The sequence below is a fragment of the Aeromonas sp. ZOR0002 genome, from assembly GCF_963866995.1.
Classification (GTDB): domain Bacteria; phylum Pseudomonadota; class Gammaproteobacteria; order Enterobacterales; family Aeromonadaceae; genus Aeromonas; species Aeromonas caviae.
Map to the genome: position 1 here is coordinate 43162 of NZ_CAWMFQ010000034.1, position 12312 is coordinate 55473.

At 62.8% G+C, this 12312-nt stretch carries 9 protein-coding genes and 1 riboswitch; of the genes, 3 read left to right on the forward strand and 6 right to left on the reverse strand.

Annotated features, from left to right (window positions below):
• From AACR77_RS02505 to AACR77_RS02520, 4 genes are all read right to left on the reverse strand, one after another.
• On the reverse strand, nt 1-1123 hold a 1123-nt coding region (locus AACR77_RS02505), incomplete at its 3' end, for a sigma-54-dependent transcriptional regulator (RefSeq protein ID WP_081999368.1).
• A 70-nt stretch (nt 1124-1193) separates the two neighbouring features.
• The gene (locus tag AACR77_RS02510) at nt 1194-2228 is read right to left on the reverse strand and encodes a sensor histidine kinase (RefSeq protein ID WP_042879582.1); all 1035 of its coding nucleotides are present in this window, start codon (nt 2226-2228) and stop codon (nt 1194-1196) included.
• Between the two features lie 105 nt (nt 2229-2333).
• Complete coding sequence (locus tag AACR77_RS02515) at nt 2334-3752, reverse strand: sigma-54 dependent transcriptional regulator (protein WP_042879584.1); 1419 nt, start codon at nt 3750-3752, stop codon at nt 2334-2336.
• Nucleotides 3753-3991: 239 nt separating this feature from the next.
• Entirely contained in the window at nt 3992-4831 is an 840-nt protein-coding gene (locus tag AACR77_RS02520) for a DUF2726 domain-containing protein (RefSeq protein ID WP_042879586.1), read from the reverse strand.
• Nucleotides 4832-5089: 258 nt separating this feature from the next.
• Here AACR77_RS02520 and AACR77_RS02525 point away from each other — a divergent pair, with 258 nt between their 5' ends.
• The 3 genes from AACR77_RS02525 (at nt 5090) to ppx (ending at nt 9228) form a co-directional block, all read left to right on the forward strand.
• Nucleotides 5090-5602, forward strand: a complete 513-nt coding sequence (locus tag AACR77_RS02525; RefSeq protein WP_010675281.1) for a glycine cleavage system protein R — start codon at nt 5090-5092, stop codon at nt 5600-5602.
• A 76-nt stretch (nt 5603-5678) separates the two neighbouring features.
• Nucleotides 5679-7748 carry a polyphosphate kinase 1 gene (gene ppk1 / locus AACR77_RS02530; protein WP_042879587.1) on the forward strand — a complete coding sequence of 690 codons (2070 nt, stop codon included), beginning with the start codon at nt 5679-5681 and terminating at the stop codon, nt 7746-7748.
• Nucleotides 7738-9228, forward strand: coding sequence for an exopolyphosphatase (gene ppx / locus AACR77_RS02535; protein WP_039040239.1), 1491 nt, complete (start codon nt 7738-7740; stop codon nt 9226-9228). Before ppk1 ends, ppx begins: the two co-directional genes overlap by 11 nt.
• Nucleotides 9229-9287: 59 nt before the next feature.
• On the opposite strand, the gene mgtE is transcribed toward ppx, so the two are convergent.
• Together mgtE and flgL are read right to left on the reverse strand one after the other, a co-directional pair.
• Nucleotides 9288-10631 (reverse strand): magnesium transporter, encoded by a 1344-nt coding sequence (gene mgtE / locus AACR77_RS02540; RefSeq protein ID WP_042879590.1) that lies wholly within the window; start codon nt 10629-10631, stop codon nt 9288-9290.
• A 123-nt stretch (nt 10632-10754) separates the two neighbouring features.
• Nucleotides 10755-10924: riboswitch (M-box (ykoK) riboswitch) on the reverse strand.
• 177 nt (nt 10925-11101) lie between these two features.
• Nucleotides 11102-12310: a flagellar hook-associated protein FlgL gene (gene flgL, locus AACR77_RS02545; protein ID WP_010675285.1), complete on the reverse strand. Its 1209-nt coding sequence runs from the start codon at nt 12308-12310 to the stop codon at nt 11102-11104.
• Between the last annotated feature and the right edge of the window lie 2 nt (nt 12311-12312).

The window sequence follows — 12312 nt, forward strand, 5'->3', positions numbered from 1 at the left end:
TCTCTTCCAGGATCAGGTGCTCACAGTCGATGAGGCCGTCTGGGCAGAGGATCAGGGCCCGCTGCACCACGTTGTCGAGCTCGCGCACGTTGCCGGGCCAGGGGTGAGCCATCAGACGCTCTCGGGCGTCCTCTGCAAGCTGCGGCGTCGGCAGCCCCATCTGGCTGGCATGCAGCGCCAGCAGATGCTCCGCCAGGGGAAGAATGTCCCCCGGGCGCTCCCAGAGCGCCGTCCAGCGCAGGGGGAAGACGTTGAGGCGGTAGTAGAGATCCTCGCGGAACAACCCGTCCTGCACCGCTTTTTTCAGATCCCGGTTGCTGGTGGCAATGACCCGCACATCGAGGGGGATCATCTTGCGGCTGCCGAGCCGCTCCACCTCTTTCTCCTGCAAGACCCGCAGCAGCTTGGCCTGCAGCCCCAGATCCATCTCGGTGATCTCGTCGAGCAGCAGGGTTCCTCCCTGAGCCTGCTCGAACTTGCCAGGGCACCCCTGCACCGCACCGGTGAAGGCGCCCTTCTCGTAGCCAAACAGGGTCGCTTCCAGCATGTTCTCCGGAATGGCGGCGCAGTTGATGGCGACGAAGGCCTGCTCTGCCCGGCTGGAGTGGTCATGAATGTAGCGAGCCAGCACCTCCTTGCCCGTCCCGCTCGGTCCGGTCACCATGACGGTGGCTTCGCTTCTGGCCACCCGGGTCGCCAGCTGGAACAGCTCCGCAGTCCTGGGGTCCCCGTACACCACGGCACGCTTCTCCACCTTCTGGGCCGGCACATAACGGCTGACCTGGTTGAGCAGCACCTCGGGGGAGAAGGGCTTGGCCAGATAGTCGATCGCCCCCTCGCGCATGGCGCGCACCGCCCCGTCGATGTTGGCGTAGGCAGTCATCAGGAGCACAGGCACCTGGGGATATTGCTGGCGGATGTTGGCGAGCAGGGTCAGACCATCCATGCCCCCCATCTGGATGTCGGAGATCACCATGTCAAAGCGCTGACGGGACAGGGCAAGCAGGGCCCGCTCGCCGCTGTCCACCTCGCGGCACTCATAGCCACCGAGCAGCAGGGTATCCACCAGCGCCTCGCGCAGGCCGTTGTCATCTTCCACCACCAGAATACGAGCCTGGGTCATGCCACACCTCCTACAACCAACATGGCCTTGTCGAGAATCATCTTCACCGGCGCTCCGGCTTTTGCGCGCATCATGCCACGCCCCCCAACTGAACCTGTTGCTGATGCAGGGGGAAGGACAGGGTAAAACAGGTGCCCTCGCCAGGGACCGAGGCCACGCTTACCTCCCCCTGATGGGCTCGTACCACCGACTGCACCACCGCAAGACCGAGGCCCGTGCCCTGGGAACGGGTGGTAAAGAAGGGTTCGAAGATCTGGTTGAGCAGGGAGGGGGCCATCCCCTTGCCGTTGTCGATGACCCGCATCTCCACCCGGTTGCCGCTGCGTACAGCGCTCACCAGGAGCGAATCGGCACCGGCCTGCCGGGCGTTGGCGATGAGGTTGTTGATGGCCCCCGCCAGGGCACTGCTGTTGGCAAGCAGACAGAGATCGGGCTCAGGGGCCTCCAGATGCAAGGCGCAGCCCTGCTGCTGGCAGAAGGCGTCGGCCCCCGCCTGCACTTCCGCCAGCAAGCCCTGCACCGAGAGGGGCGCCACCACCTGGTTGTCGCCATTGCGGGCAAACAGCAGGATGTCGTTGATCTGCTTCTCGAGATCCTGCAGGCGCGCCATCAATTTTTGCTGGAACTGGCTGCGGGATTCAGGCTTGAGGGTGCGGTTGGCCAGGTTGGCCGCATAGAGCATGGCGGCGGAGAGCGGGGTGCGGATCTGGTGCGCCAGGGAAGCCGCCATGTTGCCAAGGGCGGAGAGGCGCTTCATGTGGTTGACTCTGTCCTGCAACTGGCGGGTCTCGGTCAAGTCGGTAATGAACACCAGTTGGCCGGGCTGATCCGGCAGTGGCTGGGTCGACAGCTGGACCCGGCGGCCGTCGCGCAAGGAGATCTCGTGACCGTCATCCTCACGGGGTTCGAAGCAGCGGGCGATGATCTGGCGCCAGGAAAGGCCTTCCAGTGGCTCTCCCAGCAGCGCCAGGGCGGCAGGGTTTGCGCGGGTGATCAGCCCCTCGCCATCGAGCAGCAGCACGCCGGTCGGCAGCGCCGTGAAGATGGCGTAAAGCTGACTCACTTCATGTGACTGGAGGGGGGCATCCTGCTGCAAGATTGTCATAAAGCTGACCTCAAACTGGCGATTGAGTCAGCTTATTCAATTTCCATGCCAGCAAAATAGACGTTATTTATCAATGCATTGGGTCAATGCGTCAAAGCATTGACCTCAATTGTCCTTGCTCATGCCGTACTTCTTCATCTTCTCCACCAGGGTGGTACGGCGCATGCTGAGCAGGTCGGCGGCGCGGGCCACCACCCCGTCCTGGGACTCCAGGGCCTGGCGGATCAGCTCCACCTCGAGATCGGCCAGCATCTCCTTGAGGTTGACCCCCTCCTGGGGCAACTGCATGGGCAGGGGCATGGCGATGCCGGGATCCAGCTCTGGTGGGGACTGGAACACGGCAGCCAGGGCGTCCCGCTCGTCCATCTCGGTGAGCCGTTCATCTCGTGGCTCGCAGGGCAGCAGGCGATAGCGGCCGGGCAGATCCGCGACATCGACGATCTGGTTCGGATAGAGGATGAGCAGGCGCTCGATGAGGTTGGACAGCTCGCGCACGTTGCCGGGCCAGGCGTACTGCATCAGGGACTCCATGGCGCGCTGGGTCAGACGGATGATCCCCTTGTGCTGTTCGGCATGGCGATTGAGCAGCTCCTGCAGCAGCAGCGGGATGTCGTCGGCCCGATCCCGCAGGGGGGGGGTCTCGATGGGAAACACATTGAGGCGGTAGTAGAGATCTTCGCGAAACGCCTGGGTGCGGATCATGGCTTCCAGATCCCGGTGGGTCGCCGCGATCACCCTCACATCTGCCTGGACGGCCTTGCCGCCCCCGACCCGGTCGAACTGGCGCTCCTGCAGCACCCGCAGCAACTTGACCTGCATCGGCAGCGGCATGTCGCCGATTTCGTCGAGGAAGAGGGTGCCCCCCTGGGCCAGTTCGAAGCGGCCGCGCCGGGCGGCAATGGCACCGGTGAAGGCCCCCTTCTCGTGACCGAACAGCTCGCTCTCGAGCAGCTCCGCCGGAATGGCGCCGCAGTTGATGGGCACGAAGGGGCCCGCGCTTCGGGCGGACAGCTCGTGGATGGCGCGAGCCACCACCTCCTTGCCGGTCCCGGACTCACCGAGGATCAGTACGTTGGCGTCGGTCTCGGCCACCTGGCCGATGAGACGGCGCACCTCCTGGATGCCCCTCCCCTTGCCCACCAGCAGGCGCAGCAGGGTCTGACCCTTGTCGTGGGTCTGATGACGGGGATGCAGGGAGATGAAGGCTTGGCAGAAGTGCAGATGACGGGTGAGGGACTCATAGGTAAAGGGCGCCTCGGCCACCCCGATGAAGTTGCTGCAGCCATGGCTCGCCGGCATCAGGGAGAGAAAGGGCAGACGAGGGTGGGCGGCAAGCAGCTCACTCAGGGCGCGCTCGCGCAGTTCCCCGGCCAGAATTCCCTGCAAGGGCCCGGCAGTCTCGATGGCCACATCGAGATCGCTCTCCACCACCTCCTGCCAGGAGATCCCCATGAAGGAGAGCACAGTCCCCAGTTGCTGGCGCCGCACATCATCGGCATCAACAAGCAGCACACCCATAGCCATCCTATCCATATTTTCACACCTGACGCCAAATTATTGTTTTTTAAGTGCTTATTAAAACCAATTTCGCACTGTGTCATAAGGGGGACAAAGTGCCAAAATTCTGGCGGATTGTCAAAACTTGTCGCATCCTCCCGGACCCTGGCGGGACGGGGATCACGCTTCCAGCCAGATTGAGTATCGGATGAAAACCAGCGAAGGGAAAAGAATGACGCCGACAGGGGGCGGCGTCAGAGGAGGGATCAGTGCTTCACGCTCTCCTGGGGAGCGGCATAGCGGCACTCGGGAAACCGGCTGCAGGCGAGGAACAGGCGACCGGCGTGGGGACCCTTTCGTGCTTCCCGTGCCACCAGGGGCGCGGCACAGCGGGGGCAATGGGGGATCGTCTCCCGGGGCTCCTCCTCATCCGGATCGAGGAAGGGATTCTCCTCCATCAACACGGGCATTGCCTCTTCGGCCTGGGGGGGCGGCACCTGGGGCTCCCTGGCAGCCCCCGGGTGTGACGTGCCCAGATCGACACCATCGAGCAGCAGCGGGCTGAAGGTCGGTTCGCGGCGCTCGCCGGGCAGCAGGTCATCCATCGGCGCCGTCGTTCTCGCCAGCAGGGGCAGCAGTTGCTCCCGCAACTCGTCGACCTGGTAGTGGCTGCTGGCCGGGATCTGCAACAGCGGCAGACCGGCGCCATCGCAGGCCGCCTTCAGGAAGAGATCCCGCGCCTTGCGCTTCTGGTGGCGGTGCCCCTCGTCATCCAGCTCCACGGCACACAGGAAAGAGAGATCCGCCGGGTGGCAGAGCAGAAAATCGAAGTGCTTCTCCCCTATCTTGCCGAGCGCCTGCTGGCGCTTGCCCTTGCCAAGGTGCGCCTCGGGCGTCAGTACATAGGAGGCTCGTACCTTGGCAAAGACACGGGCCTTGTCCCCCACCGCCTGATCCAGCACCCCAAAGAAGGTGCGCTCCGCTGGGCTCATCAAGGTTTCCTGCAGATCATAGGGCTCGGCCTTGCCCCCTTTCTCCCTGCGCCAGACGATCACCAGCAGGAGCAACCCCAGCAACACGGCTCCCGATACGACAAGGCTATTCATACACGCACATCCCGTTTACAAGACAAATTCAGTTCACACCAGAGGAAGGGGCACACTCTACCACGGGGAAAGCGACTCAGGCAGCGCAGAAATCAAGCCCGTCCCGGCATTCGCGTTTTTTCACTGAATTTGCGCAAGGCGGGCTTCATATGACCTGTCACAGCAGGCACAATGCTAGAGCCCATGGACGTTCTGGCGCGCACCCCGTCGCCGCCAGGTGTCAACGGACCCCACGCAGCCCCATTCAAGGAGAGCAGGATGCAAAAGCAATTGGTCGTCACCGTGATCGGCGCAGACAAACCCGGGATCGTCGAGAGCCTGGCCGATACCATCACCCGGCAGCAGGGCAACTGGCTGGCCAGCTCCATGAGCGAGCTGGCGGGGCAATTTGCCGGCATTTTGCACGTCGCCGTGCCTGACGAGCATTACCGCAGCCTGTGCGAGGCTCTGGTGATGCTGCCTGGCCTCACCGTGAGCTTCGCCGAAGGGCAGCTGAGCCCGCAACCGGCCCATCAGGTGATGCTGAGCGTCACCGGCAACGACAGACCGGGCATCGTGCACGAAGTGGCCAGCATCCTGCGACAGCTCAACATCAACGTCGCCGACCTCACCACAGGTTGCGAACCTGCGCCCCACTCAGGCGCCCCCCTCTTCTATGCCCACGCCCTGGTGGCCCTGCCGCCGCAGCTCGAGCTGGACGATCTCGTCACGGCCCTGGAGTCCCTCTCCGACGACCTCGTCGTCGACATCGATCAGGATCTGAGCGAATAGTGTCGCCTGTCATAAATTTGTCATGGTTTGACGCCATAACTTCCGCGCAGACGCAACCAGAGCAAAGAGGCACCAGATGAGCACCGACAAGCAGTATGAAGAGAAAGAGCTTAGCTGGCTCTCATTCAATGAACGGGTGTTGCAAGAGGCGATGGACAAGACGGTACCCCTCATCGAGCGGGTCCGCTTCCTCGGGATTTTCTCCTCCAATCAGGACGAGTTCTTCAAGGTACGGGTGTCGGACGTCAAGCGCCGCATCCTCATCAACGAAGTCCACGGCGGCGACGACGAGGCCAAGGTGCTGCTGCGCGCCATCCAGCAGAAGGTGATGGCGCTCGGCGAGGCGTTCGACAACACCTACAAGGAGCTGCTGATCGCGCTGGCCCGCCACAACATCTTCCTGGTGAACGAAAGCCAGCTCTCCGACTCCATCCAGCAGTGGCTGCGTATCTTCTTCCGGGAAAAGGTGCTGCGCCACATCATCCCCATCCTCCTCAACAAAGAGGTCAACCCGGTCAAGTTCCTGAAAGACGAGCACACCTATCTCGCCATCGAGATGAAGAAGAACGGCCAGGTGATCCAGTACGCCCTGGTGGAAGTGCCCACCGACGATCTGCCCCGCTTCTTCCAGCTACCGCCGGAGGGCACCCGTCGCAAGAAGCAGATCATCATCCTGGACAACGTCATCCGCTTCTGTCTGGACGAGATCTTCAAGGGCTTCTTCGACTACGACGAGATTGCCGCCTACGCGGTCAAGCTGACCCGGGATGCCGAATATGACCTCTCCGACCAGCTGGACCTCAGCCTGGTGGACAAGATGAGTGACGGCTTGAAACAGCGCCTCACCGCCATGCCGGTGCGCTTCGTCTACGAGCGGGAGATGCCGGCGGCCATGATAAGCTTCTTGAAGCTCAAGCTGCAGATCAGCTCCTACGACGCCATCATGCCCGGTGGGCGCTATCACAACTTCAAGGATTTCATCGGCTTCCCCAATGTGGGCCGGGATTATCTGGAAAACCCCAAGTTGCCGGCGCTGGATTGCCGCGACTTTGACGGCTTCGTCAACGCCTTCGACGCCATCGCCAAGCAGGACATCCTGCTCTACTACCCGTACCACAAGTTCCACCACTTCACCGAGCTGGTGCGCCAGGCGGCCTTCGACCCGGCGGTCAGCGCCATTCGCATCAACATCTACCGGGTGGCCAAGAAGTCGCGGATCATCCACTCCCTCATCGACGCTGCCAACAACGGCAAGAAGGTGACCGTGGTGGTGGAGCTGCGCGCCCGCTTCGACGAGGCGGCCAACATCGACTGGGCCAACATCCTGACCGACGCAGGCGTCAAGGTGGTGTTCGGGGTGCCCAGCCTCAAGATCCACTCCAAGCTCTGCCTCATCACCCGCCACGAGAACGGCGAGGCGGTGCGCTACGCCCATATCGGGACCGGCAACTTCAACGAGAAGACCGCCAAGATCTACACCGACTTCTCCCTGCTGACCCGCCATCCGGACATCACCGCCGAGGTGGAGAGCGTGTTCGAGTACATCGAGTACCCGTACCGGCGCTACAAGTTCAACCACCTGCTGGTCTCCCCCATCAACAGCCGCCGCCAGCTCTATCGCCTCATCGACAACGAGCTGACCAACGCCAAGGCGGGGCAACCCAGCGGTATCACCCTCAAGATCAACAACCTGGTGGACAGAGACCTCATCAACCGGCTCTATGCCGCCGGCCAGGCCGGGGTGCCCATCCAGATGATCATCCGGGGCATGTGCGCCCTGCGCCCGGGAGTGCCGGGTCTGAGCGACAACATCCGGGTCATCAGCATCATCGACCGTTTCCTCGAACATCCCCGGGTGATGGTGTTCCACAACAAGGGCAATCCCCAGCTCTATATCTCCAGTGCCGACTGGATGAGCCGCAACATCGACGGTCGCATCGAGGTGGGCACCCCCATCTATGACGAGCGGCTCAAGCAGCGCATCCTCGACATTCTCGAGCTACAACTGAGTGATACCTGCAAGGCGCGGGTGATCGATGCCGACCAGAAGAACGAGTACGTGAAGCGGGGCAACCGCCGCAAGATCCGTTCCCAGGTGGCGATTTACGACTACCTCAAACGCATAGAGTCAAACCATGGACAATAGTCTGTACGCCGCTGTCGATCTGGGCTCGAACAGCTTCCACATGGTCATTGCCCGCCTCACCGAGGGGCGGATGCAGATCATCGATCGCATCAAGGAGCGAGTGCGCCTCGCCGAAGGGATGGATGAGCAGCGCCGCATGTCCCAGGAGGCCATGGCGCGCGGGCTGGACTGCCTCGCCCTGTTCGCCGAGCGGCTCACCAACATCAAGCCGGATCAGATCCGCATCGCCGGCACCTACACATTGCGCCGCGCCAGCAACGCCCGCGACTTCGTGCGCGAGGCGGCCAAGGTGCTCAACCACCCCATCGAGATCATCAGCGGCCAGGAAGAGGCCCGCCTCATCTATCAGGGGGTCGCTCATACCCAGCACATCGAGGGCCAGGTGCTGGTGGTGGACATCGGCGGCGGCAGCACCGAGCTCATCATTGGCGAAGGGTTTGAGCACAAGGCGCTCACCAGCCGCAAGATGGGCTGCGTGAGCTTCACCCAGAGCTTCTTTGGCAACGGCAAGCTCGGCGAGAAGGCCTTCAACGCCGCCGTGTTGGAAGCCCAGCATCAGCTCGCCCCCATCATCAACCAGTACCGCAAGCTGGGCTGGCAGAGCTGCCTCGGCAGCTCGGGCTCCATCCGCACCGTGCGCGACGTGTTGCAGGGGGAAGAGTGGACCGATGGTGCCATCACCCTGGCGGGACTGGAGCGGCTGAAGGAAGAGATGCTCAAGCACAAGCGGGTCGACCAGCTCAAGCTGGCGGGCCTCACCGAGGAGCGTCAGGGGGTGTTCGCCGCCGCGGTGGCTATCCTGCTCGGGCTCTTCACCTCCCTGCCCATCGAGCGAATGGAGTACTCCGACGGCGCCCTGCGCGAAGGGTTGCTCTACGAGTTCGAGGAGCGCCTGCAGCATCACGACATTCGCGAACGCACCGCGCTTGCACTCAGCACCCACTATCGCATCGACAAGCGCCAGGCCACCCGGGTGGAGCGCAGCGTCCTCTCCCTGTTCGACGCCCTGAGCGGCCCCTGGGAGATGCCGGAAGAGCCCTATCGCGCCATCCTCGGCTGGGCGGCGCGGTTGCACGAAATCGGCCTTGCCATCAACTACAGCGGCATCCACAAACACTCCGCCTACATCTTGCAAAACACCGACCTGCCCGGCTTCAACCAGGACGATCAGGCCTTGCTGGCGGCCCTGGTGCGCTTTCATCGCAAGGGGCTCAAGCTCTCCGAGCTGCCGGCCCTGCCCAACCACGACGAGCAGACGGTGCTGCGCTGCATCCGCATCCTGCGCCTCGCGGTGGCGGCCCACCACAGGCGTCAGGACAACCTGCTGCCCGAGTGGAACGTGCAGGCCGCCGGGGATCAGCTGGTGGTCACCCTGCCCCTGGACTGGTGCGACGAGAACAAGTTGCTGATGCAGAACCTGGAAAAGGAGCACCGCTACTGCCACGAGCAGGGTTGGCCCCTGCTGTTCCAGCTCGGGTGATCCGCTCCTCTACGAAAAAAAAGGCAGCCGATGGCTGCCTTTTTGTCTCTTGTCCTTTCCTACTGCAGATCCGGCAGGATCAGCTTGGCTATCTCGAAGTAGATGATGAGGCCGGTACCGTCCACCAGGGTGGCGATGAAGGGGGCGGAGACCACCGCCGGGTCGATGCGAAAGCGACGCAGCACCATGGGGATCACCGAGGCGACAGTGGCGCTCCAGAGCACGATGGCGACGATGGTCAGGGTCACCACCATGCCGATCTCGGGCCCCACCCCCAGGCTCCAGGCCCGCACCCAGGCCGCCAGTGCGATGGCGGCCGAGATGAGCAGACCGGTGGAGATCTCCTTTTTCAGCACGGTGCCGAGGTTTTTCAGGCTCACCTCCCCCACCGCCATGGCACGCACTATGGTGGTGGTGATCTGGGTACCGCTGTTGCCACCGGTACCGATGAGGAGCGGGATGAAGAAGGCCAGGGCGATGGCCGCCTCCAGCTGCTCTTCAAAGGCTCGCAGCACGGTGCCTGTGTAGGCTTCCGCCACGAACAGGATCAGCAACCAGCCCACCCGCTTGCGCCACAACTGCCAGGGGGTGGCCTGCAGATAGGGGGTATCCAGCGGCGAGGAGCCCCCTTGCAGCTCCGCATCCTCGGTGGACTCCAGCTCCAGGATGTCGGCGGCATCGTCCACGTGGAAGACCCCCACCAGACGACCCTGATCTTCCACCGGCAGGAGCGAGAGGTCGCGATCAATGAGCAGGCGGGCCGCCAGCTCCTGATCCGCCCGGGCGTTGATGCGCACCGCCTCCCCCTCCATCAGGTCCCCTACCGGCAGCAGCGGATCGGCGATCAGCAACGACTTGAGGGAGACGCTGCCAAGCAGGCGCTGCTCGCCGTCAACCACATAGAGATGACCGAACAGCCTGGCCTGATCCCAGGCGCCGTGGATCAGCTGCTTGGCGCTTTCCACCGTCGCATCGGCCTCCACTGCCAGGTATTCGTGGCGCATGTTGGCCCCCACCGACTCGTTCGGCCAGGCCAGCAGGGACTGGAAGGCTTTGCGGGCGGGCTCCGGCAGCCGGGCGAGCAGGGTCTTGCGATCGTGCTCGTCGAGCCTGCGCAGGATGGCCAGCAGGTCACGACGGGCCAGGGTGCCCTGCAGTATCCCCACGATGCTGCCATGCAGCCTGAGCAGCAGATGGCCGGCACACTCCGCCGGGAGGGAGGCGAGCAAGGACGCCCCTTCCGGCATGGAGAGGGTATCGAAGATGCAGTTGAGCTCTTCCGGGCGCAGGGTCAGAAGCTGATCGGCACGGGCCACCGGATCCAGGTTGTGCGCCAGCCAGTTGCGCAGGGCAACCGGGTCGAGCAGTTGATGACGATTGAGCAGGGTGTGTGTTTTCTTCATCACAGATGTCCTCATGTGATTTCAGGCGAACCTGAACGCCTCCGGCACCTGGCCGGATGCAACGGCAAGAAAACAGCAATTTGATTGACGAGTAACAGGCAGGAAATGACGCCGTCCGGCGTGTTTTCATCCCCACGTACCAGCTTTAGCACTGCATAACGTATCCGGCATGCCGGAAGCCACTTGGGTTGACACCTTAATCCGATGAAAACTGTCCTGATCTTGGGCGTCTCTGGACGTCGTGAGATCAGTGGCCTGTGTTTATGCAGGAGCCTCGCCTAACGAGATGCTGCGAACATTGATTGCACGGCGCTACCGTGCGGGCGGCATCATCTGCCCAGGCGCAGGTCGAGTCAAGGCAAACGGGCCCCTGGCAACGGGTTGTTACAAATTGGCCGGACGGCGGGCCCTTCATGAAACGAGGCTCCCCCGTGCGTGGCACGGGGGAGCCTGCGGTCAACGGATGAACGTCAGCGGATATAGTCGAAGAGGGTCAGCTTGCTTATCTTGCTGAAGGCGAGCTGGGAGGCACTCATGGCTGCATCCTCCTTGGAGAGGGCCGCGATCACCTCGTACATGTCCGCCTCGGACACCTTGGCCCGCGCCTGCTGGTTCAGGGTGCTGAGTCCGTCGTTGGAGCTCATCACCTGCTCCAGGCTGTTCATCCTTCCCCCCAGCTCCCCCAGTCCCCGGTCTATCTTGGTTCTGGCGTTGCTCATGTGGGTGGTGGCATCGGAGACCGCCAGCTGGAAATCGCTCTCGGACAGGGTCGGATCGCGCATGGCGGAGATGAAATCGGACATGCCATTGAGGATGTTGTCGTTTTTCGGGGTATCCAGCACGAAGTTCTGGGTCGCCGACCCCGCAGGGAGGTCGAGGGTGAGCGCCAGGCCGTTGAAGGGGATCTTGTTGCCTGCCACATAGTCGCCGCTTTGCAGCAGGGTGCCACCGCTGTCACGGATCTCGTAGGTGTCCGGCGGCCCGGCCAGGGTGCTGACCGCATACTGGTTGCTCGGCAGGGAAGCATCATAGTTGTTGCGATAGAAGCTCTCGAAGTTCCCCTGATCCGCCACCGACACCTGGATGTTGCCACTGGCGGCGCTGGCGGTGCGCCGGGTCGCCACCATCTCGAACAGATCGAAACCGGAGTCGTTGGCCGGGATCTGCACCGTGGGAGAGACCTGGATGTTGCGCTGCCCCGTGTCCCCCTGAAACACATAGTTGCCGCTGGCATCCTTGACGAAGGGCTGGGTCTTGCTCTGATTGCCGCCGAAGATGTACTCCCCCTGGGAGTTCTTGCTGTTCATCAGGTCGAACATCTGCTTTTGCAGCCCCTCCAGTTCGCTCGCGATGGCGTTGCGCTCCTCGGAGCCCATGGCGGAGTTGTTCGCCTTCTGGATCAGGGTCTGGGCACTCAGCATGGCGTTGTTGAGGGAGGTGAGCACCGTCTCCTCGTGGCCCAGGCTGTTCTCCAGCAGGCTGCCGTTGACGCCGTACTGCTTGAAGAGATCGATCTCCTTGGTCAGCGCCATCTTCTGGCTCATGCCGGCCGGGTCCTCCCCGGAACGGGAGAATTTATCCCCCGTCATCAACTGGTTGTAGGCGGTGTTCTGGCGCTCGCTCACCTTGCTCATGGAGGCAAGGTTGCGGTCATAGATCATGTTGGTGGTGATGCGCATGA